The organism is Actinacidiphila guanduensis (assembly GCF_900103985.1).
In the GTDB taxonomy this organism is placed as follows: Bacteria; Actinomycetota; Actinomycetes; order Streptomycetales; family Streptomycetaceae; genus Actinacidiphila; species Actinacidiphila guanduensis.
Genome location: NZ_FNIE01000012.1, coordinates 185,932 through 201,492 on the forward strand (window position 1 = coordinate 185,932; position 15,561 = coordinate 201,492).

Below are 15,561 nucleotides of genomic sequence, written 5' to 3' on the forward strand. Positions count from 1 at the left end.
GCCCGGCCCGCCCCCTCCCGGCCGATGGGACGGGCCCGGGCGGCGCCGCCTGCACCCGCCCGGACCCGCCGGCTCACGCCCGGCGCAGCCGCAGCGTGAGGATCTGGAAGGGCCGCAGCTCCAGCGGCAGCCCGCCGTCCGGGTCCGCGGTCAGCGGCCGGGCCGGCTCGTAGGGGTTCTCCAGCAGGTCCACCTCCTGGACGGAGGCGACGGGGAAGCCGGTGCGCAGCAGGCCGCGGGCGGTGCCGCCGCGCGACTCGTACAGCCGCACCACCACGTCACCGGACCGGTCGTCGGCGAGCTTGACCGCCTCCACCACCAGGTCCGGGTTGCCGGTGTCCACCAGCGCCGGGCCGCCCGCGGGGGCCGAACCGCCCGGCCGCAGCGGCAGGTTGAAGGCGTATCCGGCGGCGACGGCGCCGCCGACGTCCACTCCGACCGCGAGCCCGTAGGAGAAGCCGTGCCGGCCGCGGTCGGCCTGCGGGTCGGGGCTGTGCGGGGAGCGCAGCAGGGACAGCCGCACCGTCGTGGTGGTGCCGCCGTCGGCGCGGACCTGGCGGGAGACGTCGTGGCCGTAGGTCGAGTCGTTGACCAGGGCCGCGCCCCAGCCGTGCTCGCCGACGTGCACCCAGCGGTGCGCCCACAGCTCGAAGCGGGCCGCGTCCCAGCTGGTGTTCTCGTGGGTGGGCCGCTGGACGTGGCCGAACTGGATCTCGGCGCTCTCCCGTTCGGCGTGCACCCGCAGCGGCCAGGCGGCCTTGAGCAGGGTGTCGCGCTCCTGCCAGTCGATGTCGGTGCGCACGGTCACCACGTGGGAGCCGGCGGCCAGTTCGAGGTGCTGCACCAGGTGGGAGGCGCCGAAGGAGCGCTCGACACGGACCGAGGCGAGCAGCGGCCCCGCGTCCACCACCGCCACCGAGTCGGCCTCCACCAGATCGGTGACGGTGTCGCGGTAGTAGCCGTCGATGTTCCAGGCGCTCCACAGGTTGGGGTCGTCGGGGTGGAGCTGGAGCAGGTTGCCGGGCCGCTCGGGGTCGATCGCCTCACGGCGGGCCCGGTGGTCGTAGACGGAGCGCACCAGGCCGCGGGCGTCGACCACCACCCGCAGGACGCCGTTGTCCAGGACGGTGCCGCTGCCGTCCTCGACCACCCGCACCGGCGGCAGCGTGGAGGGCACCGCGGCGCCCGAGCCGAGCGCCGGGGCCTCCACCAGCACCGCGTGCCCGCCGTCGGAGAGCGTCTGGACGTCCACGGTGGCCGCGTCGGGCACGATGAGGGCGCCGGGCACCCGGGCCACCTCGCGGCGCGGATACGGCCCGGCGTTGAAGAAGGACAGGCCCTGGCCGCCGGCGAGCGCGGTGCCGATGACGTCGGCGAGTTCGGCCTGCAGCGAGGCGTGCACCGCCTCGGCCTCCTGGTGCACCCAGGCGATCGAGGAGCCGGGCAGGATGTCGTGGAACTGGTGCAGCAGCACCCGCCGCCAGATCGACTCCAGCCGCTCGTACGGGTAGGGGGCGCCGGCCCGCACGGCGGCGGCGGTCGCCCACAGCTCGGCCTCGCGCAGCAGCGCCTCGGCCCGGCGGTTGCCGTGTTTGGTGCGGGCCTGGCTGGTGAAGGTGCCCCGGTGGTTCTCCAGGTAGAGCTCGCCGCGCCAGACCGGCGGGTCGGGGTACTCGGCGCGGGCGGCGGCGAAGAAGGAGTCGGGGTCGCCCACCTCGACCCGTACCGAGCCCTCCAGGTCGCGCAGCCGGCGGGCCCGTTCCATCATCTCGCGGGTGGGGCCGCCGCCGCCGTCGCCGAAGCCGAAGGGGGCCAGCGACCGGGTGGCCCGCCCCTTGTCGGCGAAGTTCCGCTCGGCGTGGGCGAGTTCGGCGCCAGTCAGGCTCGCGTTGTAGGTGTCGACGGGCGGGAAGTGGGTGAAGATCCGGGTGCCGTCGATGCCCTCCCAGGCGAAGCTGTGGTGCGGCAGCCGGTTGGTCTCGTTCCACGACAGCTTCTGGGTGAGGAACCACGAGGCGCCCGCCAGCGCGGCCAGTTGCGGGTAGGCGGCGGTGTAGCCGAAGGAGTCCGGCAGCCACACCCCCTGCTGGGCGATGCCGAACTCCTCGGCGAAGAACCGCCGCCCGTGGACGAGCTGGCGGGCCAGCGCCTCGCCGCCGGGCAGGTTGCCGTCGGCCTCCACCCACATGCCGCCGACCGGCGCCCAGGTGCCCTCGCCGACCGCCTTCCTGATCCGCTCGAAGACCTCCGGGCGCTGCTCCTTCATCCAGGCGTACTGCTGGGCGGAGGAGCAGGCGAAGACCAGCTCGGGGTACTCCTGCGCGAGGGTGGTCATGTTGGTGAAGGTGCGGGCGCACTTGCGCACGGTCTCGCGGATCGGCCACAGCCAGGCGGAGTCGATGTGGGCGTGGCCGACCGCGGTCACGGTGTGCGCGGAGGCGTGCGCGGGCCTGGCCAGCACCTCCGCGAGCCGGTCCCGGCCGGCCTGCGCGGTGCCGGGCACGTCGTGGGGGTCCACGGCGTCCATGGCCTGCTGGAGGGCCCGCATGATCTCGTGCCGCCTGCTGCTGCCCGCGGGCAGCTCGCGCATCAGGGAGTCGAGCACCTCCATGTCGTGCATGAGGTGCCAGACGGCCTCCTCGCGCACGGCGATGCCCACCTCCACCAGGCGGTACAGGTGCTCGGTGCCCGCGGTCTCCTTCGACCCGAAGCGGGTGCCGACCGCCTTGGCGCCCTCGATCATCGGGTTGGCGGCCAGCTCCACGTACAGGTCCACCGGCTCGCCGCCCGCCGCCGGCTGCGCGAGCAGCACGCTGCGGTGGTGCGGGTGCAGGCCCTGCAGCGGCGAGCCGGACGCGTCGTGGACGAGGCCCTCCGCCTGGCCGCCGGGTCCCTTGGAGGCGTCGAAGCCGAGGTCGAAGACGGCCTCCACCCGGCGCCCCGCCCACTCCCGCGGGATCTGCCCGCTGACCCGCAGCCAGCTGGTCGACCACGGCCCGCCCCAGGTGTCGCCGATCCGCACCGGCGTGTACGGCGCCGCCAGCGCCTCGGCGACCGGCACCGGTTCGCCGGGGACGTGCCAGGCGGCCAGGTCCGGCGTCAGCAGCGGGCCGTGGACGGCCGGCCGGACGACGTGGGAGAGGAACTTGGTGATCCGGGGTTCGACGATGTGACGGTCGTCATGCACAGGGGTGCTCTTTCTGCTGGGGTTCGGCAGGGAGTCGGTCGTGCGGCGGGCGTCGGGCCGGGCGGGGGACGTGAGCGGTCAGCGGTGGCGGCCGGGACGGCGCGGCGCGAGGGGTGCGCGCGGGGCATCGGCTCTCCTTCGGTCTCAACGCCAGGTGCGGGCGGGGGTGAAGCCCAGCAGGTCGGTGCAGACGGTCCTGTCGAAGAGCGTGGCGTGTCCGGTGACGCCGGGGCGCAGGGGCACGCCGGGATGGTGCGCCGCCATCAGTTCGGCGGAGGGCAGCGTCGAGGTGGTGTCGGGTGCGGTGACGCCCACGACGTGGGCGCCGGACAGGTCGCGCTCCAGGGCGTGGCGGATTGCCGCCGCCGCGTCCAGGGTGTGCAGCCAGCCCCACAGGTCGTGCCGCTGGGCGGCGGGGTCGGCGGCGCAGGCGGCCAGGAAGCGCGCCAGGCGCTCGCCGTTGCCGGTGAAGGGGAAGCGCAGGCAGACGGTGTCCGTGCCGAAGCGGCGGTGAGCGGCGCGGGCGGTCTCCTCCAGCACCAGTTTGGACAGCCCGTACGGGTCGCGGACCAGCACCGGGTGCGCCTCGTCCAGCGGCACATAGGCCGGTGAGAGCGGCACCGGCGACCAGGCCAGACCCACCGCGGCCATGCTGGAGGCGGCCACCACCCGGCGCACCCCGGCCCGCCCGGCCTCCTCCAGCACCCGGTGCGCGGTGTGGCAGTTGTGCGCGAACAGGGCGCTCGGGTCGGGCACGTTGGGGTGCGGGATCGCCCCGAGGTGGACCACCGCGTCCACGCCCGCCATGGCGGCGCGGACCAGCTCGGGGTCCTGGAGGTCGCCGGTGTGCACCCGCAGCGCCTGCGGCTCGTCGGCCGGCAGGAGGTCGGTGAGCACCACCTCGTGGCCGGCGGCGAGCAGTTCGGCGGCGGTGTGCCGGCCGATGTGCCCGGCGGCGCCGGTGACGAGTACCCGCATCAGCCCTTCACCGCCCCGACCAGGCCGCCGACGAAGTACCGCTGGAGGCAGACGAAGAGCAGCACCACGGGGACGACGACGATGAGCGCGCCGGCCATCAGCTCGTTGTAGTGCGGCACGTTCTCCGAGGCGAGCGTCTGCAGGCCGAGCGGCAGGGTGAAGGTGTGCGGGTCGTTGAGGGAGACCCGGGTGAGCAGGTACTCGTTCCAGGTCGGGATCGCGGTCAGCAGCGCCACCGTGATCAGGGCGGGCCGGGCCAGCGGCAGGTAGATCCGGCTGAAGACGGCGAACTCGTTGGCCCCGTCCACCCGCGCGGAGTCCCGCAGTTCCCTGGGGATCGCGGCGAATGCGCCGGTCATCAGCAGTACCGACATCGGTGCGCCGCCGTTGACGAAGGGCAGCACCAGGCCGATGTGGGTGCCCAGCACGTGCAGCTTGTCCTCCAGCAGCACGATCGGCAGCATCACGGTGACGCCGGGTACGAACAGCAGCGCGATGAAGAGCTTCTGCAGCGCGCCGCGGCCGGGGAAGTCCAGCACCGCGAAGGCGTAGCCGGCCGCCGCGTAGACCGCGAGCGTGAGCACCACCGTCATCGCGGTCACTTCGAGGCTGTTGACGAAGTAGCGGAAGAAGTGCAGCTGGTTCCAGGTGGTGGTCAGGGTGTGCAGGGTCGGGTGGTGGGGGATGAGGTGGCCGCCGCGGACCACCTCGACCTGGTCCTTGAAGGCGGCCGAGATCATCCACAGGAACGGGTAGACGCTCACCAGCCCGTACAGCGCGAGCAGCACCGCGACGACGGTCCTGGCGCCGGCCTTGCGGACCAGGGCGCCGCCGGAGCCGGGTGGGGCGGTGCGGCCGCGCGGCTTCGCGGCCCGGTCGAGGGGGATCGTGGTCATGTCCTGCTCCGCAGCAGTCGGAGGTTGACCAGGGCGAGCACCAGGGCGGCGGCGAAGAGCAGCCAGCCGAGCGCGCTGGCCACGCCCAGGGTCGGGGCGAGGTCCTTCAGGAAGGCCAGCCGGTAGGCCTCAAGGCCGAGCACGTTGGTGTGGTCGCCGGGGCCGCCGTTGGTCATCACCAGGAAGGTCTGGAAGCCCTGCAGCGAGTCGCGCAGGTTGAGCAGCACCACGACCAGCGTGATCGGCCGCAGCAGCGGCCACACCACGGAGGCGTTGGTGCGCCACCAGCCGGCGCCGTCCAGCTGCGCGGCCTCCAGCACACTGCGGTCGATGCCCTGCAGCCCCGTCAGGTACAGCAGCATCGCCACCGGCACGGCCAGCCACACCGTCACCACGATCATGGTGGGCAGCGCGGTGTGCGGGTTGCCCAGCCAGCCCTGCGGCTGGGCGAGCGAGCCGAGACCCAGGGACTTCAGCAGCGTGTTGACCGCGCCGTCCGGCTGCAGGATGTACTGCCAGGCGAAGAAGACGGCGATGCCGCTGGTCACGTAGGGCACGAAGTACACCGAACGCAGCAGGGACTGCATCCGCCGGGCGGAGTTGAGCAGCACCGCGAGCGGGAAGGAGACGGCGACGGTCAGCAGCGGCACGGCGACCATGACGTAGAGGGTGTGGGCGGCCGCGTTGCGCACCCGGGGCGCGTACAGCGGGTTGGCCCACAGCAGGTCCTTGTAGTTCTGGACGCCGACCCAGGTCCAGTGCGGGGCGAAGCCGTTCCACTGGGCGAAGCTGAGCAGGAAGCCGTAGCCGACGGTGTAGAGGCCCATCAGGAGGAAGAGGGCCAGCGCGGGGGCGACGAACAGCCAGCCGGACAGGGCCTCGCGGCCGCGGCGCGGGGAGCGGCGCGGTGGGGGCGCCGCCGTGGCGGCGGGGCGGGCCTTCGGGCCGGAGCCGGCGGGGTCCCGGCCGGCCGGGACCGGGCCCGTCGTGGCGGCGGGGCGGGGGAGCCCGTGGGAGAGGGGGGTCACTTCTTCGCGTTCTTCCAGAAGGAGTCGTTGAGCTCGGCCATCGCCTTGGCGGTCGGGGCCACGCCCTTCTGGGCCAGCGGGGTGAGGTCGGCGAGGATGTCGCTCATGGAGTCCTGGTCGTAGCCGGGGGCGCGGAAGGAGCTGTCGCTCGGGTCGTAGGTGGTCTGCGGCGTGCCCTCGAACGTCTTGGTCATGCCGGCGAGGGTGGGGCCCATCACCTGGGTGGCGTCCGGGCCGAGTTCGGTGGCCGGCACCTCGGTGGCTGCCTTGGCGAAGGCGGAGGCGACCGACGGCTGGGACAGGAAGCGCATCCACTTCTCCGCCTCGGCGCGGTGCGAGCTGGTGGAGGCGACGGTCAGCCCGGTCAGTGCCAGCGGGCCGAGCGCCGGCTTCGGCACGGCGCCCGCGGCCGGGCCGGGGATGCCGAAGGCCATGACGTCGTCGGGGTTCATGCCGTTCTGCTGGAGGAAGGCCAGGGTGAAGGTGCCGCCGATGTCCCAGTCGGACTTGCCCTGGGCGAACGCCTGGTCGGCCGCGTCGATGTCGAGCACCTGGGTGCCGGGCATCCAGTAGGGCTGGAGGCGGTCGTAGAGCGAGAGCACCTCGCGGCCGGCTGCGGAGGCGAAGTCGGTGGCGGGGTCCTGGCCGAACAGGGCGTGGTAGCCGTCCGTGCCGAGCAGGGAGAAGGCGAGCGGCTGGAGCACCCAGGTCAGGCCGGTGGCGCGGACCTTCAGGCCGAGGCTCACCCCGCCCGAGGCGCCGTCCTTGGCCTTGGTGGCCTTCAGGTCGGCGAGCCACTGCTCGTAGCTGGCCGGCGGCCGGGTGATCCCGGCGGCGGCGAGCTTGGCCTTGTTGCCGAAGACGATGCCGAAGGTGCCCGAGGTGAAGGGCACGCTGAAGCGCTGGCCCTGTTTGACGCCGTGGGACTTGGAGTCGCTGGGCAGGGACTCCTTGTAGCGCTCGGCGGTGACGGTCCCGGAGGACTGCACACCCTTCTGGAACAGGCCGCTCCAGTCGCTGCCGACGTCGCCCGAGATGTCCGTGGCGATCCCGGCGGCGCCCAGGGCGAGGTCCTCGCCGTCGGAGTGCACCTCCAGCACGTCGGGGAGGTTGTGGGTCTTGGCGGCGGCCTGGACCTTGGTGGTGTAGGCGTCGTCCGGCCCGTACGCCTGGATCTTCACGGTGATGCCGGTCTGCTTGGCGAACTGCGCGGCCGCGGCCCGCAGTCCGGCGACGTGGGACTGCTTGAAGGTCCACATCTCCAGCGTTTTGCCGCCGCCCGAGGAACCGGAGGAGCCGCCGCAGGCCACGATCGGCGCCAGCGACAAAGCGGTGACGACCGCCGCCGCGGCGAACCCGGTCCTGCGCCGCCGGCCGGTGCTTCTTGGGAGAGTTCGTGCAGAAGGTGCCGCAAAAGGTATACGCATAGCCCCTGCCTCGCGATCGAACGTTCAGAAGGCCGAATGGCGTTGGAGTACCTGAACTTACGGCGGGGTTTGATATAGCGTCAAGGCGCGTGCCGCGACGAGAGATTCGGGCACCGCGGAGCCGGCATGGGGCCGGTGCCGGCGGGTGCGGGGAGCGCGGGGAGTGGAGGAGCAGTGGAACCGGTGGCTGACACGGGGCGCGGGCGCAGGCCGGAAGAGGTCAAGTCCGCGGCACGGGTGCTGGAGGTGCTGGAACTGCTGGGCGCCGACGGCGCGCGGCTGTCGCTGGCCGAGATGGCGGCCGCGATGGCCGTCCCCAAGAGCAGCCTGCACGCGATCCTGCGGACGATGCAGGCGCGCGGCTGGGTGGACCTCGACCCGTCGGGCACCCGCTACGGTCTGGGTCTCAAGGCCCTGCTGACCGGTACCGCCTACCTGGAGGGCGACGACGTCACGAGTCTGGCCGGCCCCGTGCTCGACGCGCTCGCCGAGGAGACCGGCGAGGCGGTGCACCTGGGCAGGCTGGACGGCACGCACGTCGTCTACCTGGCCAAACGCGAGTCGCGGCACGCCCTGCGGATGTACTCCGCGGTCGGCCGCCGGCTGCCGGCGCACGCCACGGCGCTGGGCAAGGCGGTGCTCTCGCAGTACGACCCGGCCGAGGTGCAGCGGCGGCTGGACTGGCCGCTGGAGCGGCTGACGCCCGACACGGTGGTCGATCCCAAGGAGTTCCTGGCCCAGCTCGCCGAGAGCCGGCTGCGCGGCTGGGCGGTGGACGACGGGGAGAACTCGGTGGACATCCGCTGCGTCGCGGTGCCGCTCGGCGACGGCCAGGGGGCCGACGCGATCAGCTGCTCGGCGCCCAAGAGCCGGATGGACGACGACCGGGTGGAGGAGGTCGCGCAGGCCGTCACCGAAGCGGCGCACTCGCTGAGCACCCTGCTGAAGCGGCTGGGCCGGCACTGACGGAGCACCTGATGGGCCGTCAGTGAAAGGCCCCGGAAACCCCTTTCGTCTCTCCTGGCCCCAGGGGGCATCGGCCGACCGGAGTTCGTCAGACCCGTTGACGAACTCCGGCCGGCCTCCTTACGTTCGGGATTCGGTACGGCATCCTGCAATCTGTATGTGGGGGTTCCGCATGGCACTGGCCGACACCGGCCCCGCCCCGCTCGCCCCGGCCCCCTGGGTCGAGCAGCGCGGCGCGAGGATTCGCATCACGGCCGTCCGCACCTTCCTGACCGCCCCGCACGGCTGCCCCCACCTGGTGGTCCGGGTGGAGACCAACGAGCCCGGGCTCTACGGGCTCGGCTGCGCGAGCGACCCGCAGCGCACCCTGGCGGTGCGCTCGGTGCTGGACGACTACGCCGCCCCCATGCTGCGCGGCCGCGACCCCGACGACATCGAGGACATCCACCGGCTGCTGCTCAACAGCGCCTACTGGCGCGGTGGTTCGGTCACCGGCAACGCGCTCGGCGGGATCGACGTGGCGCTGTGGGACCTGAAGGCCAAGCGCCTGGGCGCCCCGCTGCACTCGCTCCTCGGCGGCCGGGTCCGCACCTTCGCCGAGGCATACACCCATGTCGACGGCGCCGACGCGGCCGAACTCGCCGACAAGGTGGCCGCCGCCCGCGAGCGCGGCTACCGGCATGTGCGCATCCAGGCCGCCGTGCCCGGCGCCGACACCTACGGCACCCACGGCGCCGGCACCGACCCCGCAGCCGTGCGGGCGCGCAAGGCGCCTTGGGACAGCGCCGGCTATCTGCGGTATGTGCCGGGCGTGCTCACCCGGGTTCGCGAACTCGTCGGCGACGACGTCGAGTTGCTGCACGACGTGCACGAGCGGCTGGACCCGCGGCAGGCCCGGGAGTTCCTGCGCCGGGTGGAGGACGCCCGGCTGTACTTCGTGGAGGACCTGCTCGCACCCGAGGACGCCGGGCACTTCAAGCGGCTGCACGACGCCTCCCCGGTGCCGCTCGCGGTGGGCGAACTCTTCCACGACCCGGCGCAGTTCACCGCCCTGCTGCTCGCCCCCGACATCGACTTCGCCCGCGTCCGCGTGCCCACCCTGGGCGGCCTGACCCCCGCCCGCAAGATCGCCGCGCTCTGCGAGCTGCGCGGGGTGCGGCTCGCCCCGCACGGCCCCGCCGATGTCAGCCCGATCGCCCAGGCGGCCACCTTGGCCCTGGACATCTCCAGCCACGCCTTCGGTGTGCAGGAGGCCGCGGTCTTCCGGCCGCCGGTGCACGAGGTCTACCCCGGCACCCCCACCGCCCGCGACGGCGGCCTGGTGCCCTCCGAACTCCCCGGCCACGGCGTCGACTTCGACGAGGCGGCGGCCGCGCGGTACCCGGTGCCCGACCCTCTGGAGCACGACCGCTGGGCGCTGCTGCGCGCCACCGACGGCAGCGTGCATCGGCCCTGACCGGAACGCGGCCCGGCGGGTGCGACAGGCGAGCTGCCGCACCCGCCGGTTTCGTGTTTTCCCTGTGTCAGGCGAATTATCGTCCACCGTATTCCGCGGATGTCCCGGAAATGGCCTGACGTGAATGTTTCCGCAGGTCACAGTGGTCATGAAAGCAGGAATGGAAAGACCCGTTGACTTGATAACACACAGGGTTTTACATGGCGGGAACCAGCTGGACAGGAAGGGCTGCCCATGCATGACCGGATTGCGTCGAGCGAGCAGCGCATAGCCGCGTTCCTCACCGAGAAGCTGCGCCCCGCCATCCACCCGCAGCGCCTGCCCCTGGACATCGGCGCCTGGCACATCCCGGGCGAGCCGGTCCCCGCCGCGGTCGCGCTGCGCGCCGAGTACACGCCCTTCGCCCCCGGCGAGGCGTGGGGCAGACCGTGGGCCACCACCTGGTTCGCCGTCAGCGGCACCGTGCCCGAGCGGTGGGCGGGCCGCCGGGTCGAGGCGCTGATCGACCTCGGCTCCGGACCGTCCGGCAGCGCCGAAGGTCTCGTCCACGACGCGCACGGCATCCCGCTGCAGGGCCTGCACCCGCACCTGCCCGCCGTGCCCGTCGCCCTGTCCGCCACCGGCGGCCGCGCGGTCCGCCTGCTGGTCGAGGCGGCCGCCAACCCGCGGATCGAGGACGGCGCGGCACGGCGCTACGGCGACCCCGCCACCGCCGGCGACACCCCGCTCTTCCGGCTGGGCCGCGCCGATCTCGCGGTGCGCGACGAGGAGGTGTGGCAGCTCGTCCACGACGTCGAGGCCCTGCACGCGCTGATGCTCGCCCTGCCCGACACCCTGCCCCGGCGGCACGAGATCCGCACCGCGCTGGAGCGGGCGGTGGACGCGGTCGATCCGCGGTCGGTGGCCCGCACCGCCGCCGAGGCGCGCGCCCTGCTCGCCCCCGTGCTCGCCCGCCGGGCCCACGACAGCGCGCACACCTTCGCCGCGGTCGGCCACGCCCCCGCAGGTCCCGCCCCGCTGTGGCCGGTGCGCGAGAGCGTGCGCAGGAGCGCGCGCGCCTTCAGCACCATGGCCCAACTCACCGAGGAGTACCCGGGCCTGGTGGTCGCGGCCGGCTCCGCCCAGCACTACGCCTGGACCCAGGAGCACCACCCGCACGTCTTCGAGCGGGTCCGCAAGGCGGTCGCCGACGGGGCCTGGGCGCCGGTGGGCGGGATGTGGGTCGAGGCCGACACCGAACTGGCCGGCGGCGAGGCGCTGGTCCGCCAACTCGTCCTCGGCCGCCGCTACTTCCGCGACGAGCTGGGCACCGAACCGGACGGCCTCTGGCTGCCGGGCGACACCGGCGCCTCCGCCGCCCTCCCGCAGCTCGCCGCCCTGGCCGGCGCCCGCTGGCTGCTCGCCCGGCGGCCGGAGGAAGCCCGCGCTGCCGCGCCACCGCACCACACCTTCCGCTGGGAGGGCCTGGACGGCACCTCGCTCCTCGCCCATCTCGCCCCGGACGCAAGCGATCTGACGGCACATCACCTCATCGGTGCCGTGGCCGGATTCGCCGACAAGGGCACCGCCACCGCCTCGCTGCTGCCCTTCGGCCGCGAGGGATCCGGCCCCGATCGGGCGATGCTGGAGCGCGCCCGGCGCTACGCCGACCTCGACGGCGCCCCCCGCGTCGCCCTGCGCACCCCCTCGGCGTTCTTCCGCGCCGCCGGCGAGCAGCGCCCGCAAGCCCCCGTCTGGCGCGGCGGGTTGGACCTCGCCGCCCGCGCCGGGGGCTACACCGGCCAGCTCCGCACCAAGCAGGGCAACCGGCGCTGCGAGGCGCTGCTGCACGAGGCGGAGCTGTGGTCGGCGGCCGCCGCTGTACGGCACGGCATTCCGTACCCCTACGAGGAGTTGGAACGGCTGTGGAAGCTGGTGCTGCTCCAGCAGAGCCGCGGCATCCTGTCCGGTGCCTCGATCGCCTGGGTGCACGAGGAGGCCGAGCAGACCCACCGCGTGGTGCGGCGCCGGCTGGAGAAGCTGGTGCGGCGGGCCGTCGGCGACGCCGAGGGCGCCCAGGTGCTCAACGCGGCCCCCTTCGCCCGGCGCGAGGTCGTCGTCCGCGGGCCCGAGGCGCGCCCGCTGCCCGGCGCGCAGTTGCTCGCCGACGGCCGCAGCGCCGTCCTCGCGCAGGCACCCGCCCTCGGCGCCGGCCCCGCCGGCCTCCCGCTCGGCCCGCTGCCGCCCGTCACCCTCACCGCGGAACCGGACGGCGGCCACGTGCTGGACAACGGGCTGCTGCGGGTGCGCGTCGACGCCGACGGGCTGGTCCGCTCGGCGGTCCACCTGCCCTCCGGCCGCGAGGCCATCGCCCCCGGCGGCGCGGGCAACCTGCTGCAGCTCCACCGCGACGAGCCCGCGGGCCCCAGCGCCCTGCACCTCGACCCCCGCGGCGGCCGCGACCTCACCGCCGCCCAGCGGGTCGAGGCGCGCGAGCACGGCCCGCTGCTGGCCGCCGTGCGCGTGGTGCGCGGCACCGGCCGCTCCACCGTCGTCCAGGACCTCGTGCTGACCGCGGGGGCCCACGCCCTGGCGATCGACACCGAAGTCGACTGGCGGGAGCGGGACATGCTGCTCAAGGCCGCCTGGGAGCTGGACGTGCACGCCGAACACACCAGCGCCGAGACGCAGTTCGGCCACGTGCGGCGGCCCACCCACGACAACGCGGACACCGGCCCGGCCGGCCGCGAGGCCGCCGCCCACCGCTGGGTGCACGTCGGCGAGCACGGCTTCGGCGTGGCCTTGGCCGGCGACGGCGGCTACGGCTACGACGCCGCCCGGCACACCCGCGGCGACGGCGGCACCACCACGGTGCTGCGCGCCACCCTGCTGCGCGCTCCCCACCACCCCGACCCGCACGCCGACCGCGGCCCGCACTGCGTCCGGCACACCCTGCGGCCGGGTGCGGACATCGGCGACGCCCTCGCCGAGGGCTACGCGCTCGGCCTCCCGCTGCGCCCCGGCCCCGACGCCCCCGCGCAGCCCCCGCTGGTGGCCGTGGACCACCCGGACGTCGTGGTGGAGACCGTCAAGCTCGCCGACGACCGCAGCGGCGACGTCGTCGTCCGCCTCTACGAGTCCCGCGGCGGCCGGGCCTGCGCCGCGCTCACCGCGGGCTTCCCCGTCGCCGCCGTCCACGAGACCGACCTGCTGGAGAGCCCGATCGCCCGCCACCCCGGCGGCGCGCCCCTCACCCTGCGGCCCTTCCAGATCCTCACCCTCCGCCTCACCCCCGGGGAGTCCCGTGCCTGACCGCGTGCCCGAACCCGCCCGCACCACCGGCCGCCCGCCCGCTGCGACCGGAAGCGAGGGCACCGCACGGCCGGGCGAGGGCTCCCCGCAGGAGGCGGCGCTGCGCGAATGGGCCCGCGGGGGAGGGCCGCTGGCCGTGCGGGCGCGGGTGGTGCTGCTCGCCGGGGCAGGGCTGCGCGACGCCGAGATCGCCCGCCGGCTCGGGGTGTCCCGGCAGACCGTGGGCACCTGGCGGCACCGCTGGCAGAGCGCGGGCCTGGCCGGCCTGGAGCAGCGGCCGCGCACCGGGCGGCCGGTCACCGTGGACGAGGCCGAGGTCGTCACCCGCGCGCTGCTCGCGCCCGGCGGCTCGGGCGCCAGCCGCGCCATCGCCCGCGAACTGGGCCTGTCCCACGCCACGGTGGCCGCCGTCCGCCGCCGCTGGAACCTCGCCGACGGGCCCCGCGTGCCCACCCGGCCGCCACTGCCCGGCGCCGACGTGTGGGTGATGGGCGTGTACGCCGACGCCGACCGGGCCGTGCTGCTCGCCGGCACCCGCGGCGCCGCTTCGCCGGACACCGCCGCACCGGCGGCGGCCGCCATCGTGATCGGCGAGGACGTGCTCGCCGGGCTCTCCCGCGCGCTGGAAGGGCTGCGCCCGGCCGCCGCCGACCGCCCGCCCCGCGCCTCCAGCGCGGACCTGGCCGCCTTCCTCGCCGAGGCCGCGGCCCGCCACCCGGACATCGCCCTGCACGCGGTCACCCTGTGGGACACCGCGGCCGGCGGGGCGGCGGGCCGGGACCCGGCGCCGTACACCGTCGGCCCCGGCCGCACCGTCACCGCGCACCTGCTGCCCGCGGGCGCGGCCTGGCGCAGCTTCGTGACGGCCATGGCCGCCCTGGACTCCACTCGCCACCCCGAGTCCTCGCGGCGGGTCTACCTGGACCTGGTGGCCGCCCTCGGCCGGGACGGCGGGCCGGTGCGCTGGCTGCGCGAGAGCGTGGCCGGGCACCTGCGGCCCGCGCCCCAGCCGGCCGCCGAGGCCGCCGGGCCCGCGCCCGCCGCGGCCAGCGGAGTCAACCAGATCGACCTCGGCTCGTTCAACGAGTGCGTGGTGATCGAGTCGGTGCGGCTGTCGGGCACCATCACCCGCGGCGAGATCGCCCACCGCACCGGGCTCACCCAGCAGTCCGTCTCGCGCATCGCCCGCTCGCTGATCGACCGAGGCATCCTCGTGGAGGACGCCCAGCGCCGGGCCACCTCCGGCAAGCCGCGCACCCCGGTGCGGCTGCGCGGCACCGCGGCCCACGCGCTCGGCCTGCACATCGACCCCGAGGTGCTCACCGCCACCGTGATCGACCTGGACGGCGCGATCGTGTGCACCTGCACCCGGCCGGTCGACGCGGCCGCCGCCCCGGGGGAGTTCGTGGCGCAGGTGGTGGCCCTCGGCCGCGAGGCGCTGGCCAAGGCCCAGGGCTCGGTGCCCGAGGAGGGGTTCCTCGGGATCGGGGTCGCCGTGCCGGGCCCGGTGGACATCGCCTCGGGCACGGTGCTCGGCCCGCCGCTGCTGTCGGCGTGGAACGACCTGCCGCTGCTCTACCTCCTCAAGGACCACTTCCCCTGCCCGGTGATCATCGAGAAGGACTCGCTGGCCGCGGCCGCCGGCGAGCGCTGGATCGGCCGCGACCGCAGGGCCCGCGACTTCGCCTACCTCTACCTGGGCACCGGCGTCGGCTCCGGGCTCTACCTCAACGGCGACCTGTACCGCGGGGTGAGCGCCAACGCGGGGGAGTTCGGCCAGCTGTGCGCGATCGCGCTGGGCCGCACCGGGCCCGACGGGCGGCCGCAGATGGTCCCCGAGTGCAACCCGCCGGTCTCCGTACCGGAGTTCGCCGCCAGGCGCGGCCTGCCGGCCTCGGCCCCGGTGCGCGGCAGCACCGCCGCCTACCGCGAGGTGGGGCGGGCGGCCGCGGCCGGCGACGGCGCGGCGCGGGCGGCACTGCGGGAGGTGGCCGGCGCGGTCGGGCGCGGCGCGCTCGGCCTGGTGGACCTCCTCGACATCGACCTCATCGTGCTCGGCGGGCCGTTCTTCACCGAGGACACCGCGGACTACTACCTGGCCGAGATCCGCCGGGTGGTCAACGACTTCCCCACCGCGCGCCGGCTGCGCCGGGTGGAGGTCGAGCCCTCGGTGCTCAGCGCGGAGGCGGCCGCGGTCGGCGCGGCGTCGACCATCTTCCACGCCACGTTCACCCCCCGGTTGCGCACCCGCGACCGCATCTGACGCCGTTTCGCGGCCGCGTGGGGATTTTGCCGTCATCCGGCAAAACCTGGGAAGCCGATCGCGTCCCGG

At 74.8% G+C, this 15,561-nt stretch carries 9 protein-coding genes; 4 read left to right on the top strand and 5 right to left on the bottom strand.

Annotation, left to right across the window (positions count from 1 at the left end; genetic code table 11):
- Positions 1-73: 73 nt before the first annotated feature.
- The 5 genes from BLR33_RS25410 to BLR33_RS25430 form a co-directional block, all read right to left on the bottom strand.
- On the bottom strand, positions 74-3,187 hold the full coding sequence (locus tag BLR33_RS25410; protein ID WP_093786926.1) for an alpha-mannosidase: 3,114 nt from the start codon (positions 3,185-3,187) through the stop codon (positions 74-76).
- Between the two features lie 144 nt (positions 3,188-3,331).
- On the bottom strand, positions 3,332-4,165 hold the full coding sequence (locus BLR33_RS25415) for an NAD-dependent epimerase/dehydratase family protein (protein ID WP_093786927.1): 834 nt from the start codon (positions 4,163-4,165) through the stop codon (positions 3,332-3,334).
- A complete protein-coding gene (locus BLR33_RS25420; RefSeq protein ID WP_093786928.1) occupies positions 4,165-5,061 on the bottom strand; it encodes a carbohydrate ABC transporter permease in 897 nt (298 codons plus the stop codon). Before BLR33_RS25420 ends, BLR33_RS25415 begins: the two co-directional genes overlap by 1 nt.
- Positions 5,058-6,089, bottom strand: coding sequence for a carbohydrate ABC transporter permease (locus BLR33_RS25425; protein WP_245771655.1), 1,032 nt, complete (start codon positions 6,087-6,089; stop codon positions 5,058-5,060). Before BLR33_RS25425 ends, BLR33_RS25420 begins: the two co-directional genes overlap by 4 nt.
- Entirely contained in the window at positions 6,086-7,417 is a 1,332-nt protein-coding gene (locus BLR33_RS25430; protein WP_176930459.1) for an ABC transporter substrate-binding protein, read from the bottom strand. Before BLR33_RS25430 ends, BLR33_RS25425 begins: the two co-directional genes overlap by 4 nt.
- Before the next feature lie 282 nt (positions 7,418-7,699).
- Here BLR33_RS25430 and BLR33_RS25435 point away from each other — a divergent pair, with 282 nt between their 5' ends.
- From BLR33_RS25435 to BLR33_RS25450, 4 genes are all read left to right on the top strand, one after another.
- Complete coding sequence (locus BLR33_RS25435) at positions 7,700-8,482, top strand: IclR family transcriptional regulator (protein ID WP_245771656.1); 783 nt, start codon at positions 7,700-7,702, stop codon at positions 8,480-8,482.
- A 172-nt stretch (positions 8,483-8,654) separates the two neighbouring features.
- Positions 8,655-9,938 carry an enolase C-terminal domain-like protein gene (locus BLR33_RS25440; protein ID WP_176930461.1) on the top strand — a complete coding sequence of 428 codons (1,284 nt, stop codon included), beginning with the start codon at positions 8,655-8,657 and terminating at the stop codon, positions 9,936-9,938.
- A gap of 234 nt (positions 9,939-10,172) precedes the next feature.
- Positions 10,173-13,229, top strand: a complete 3,057-nt coding sequence (locus BLR33_RS25445; RefSeq protein ID WP_093786932.1) for an alpha-mannosidase — start codon at positions 10,173-10,175, stop codon at positions 13,227-13,229.
- Complete coding sequence (locus tag BLR33_RS25450) at positions 13,222-15,492, top strand: ROK family protein (RefSeq protein ID WP_245771657.1); 2,271 nt, start codon at positions 13,222-13,224, stop codon at positions 15,490-15,492. The genes BLR33_RS25445 and BLR33_RS25450 overlap by 8 nt, the downstream gene beginning before the upstream one ends.
- Positions 15,493-15,561: the final 69 nt, after the last annotated feature.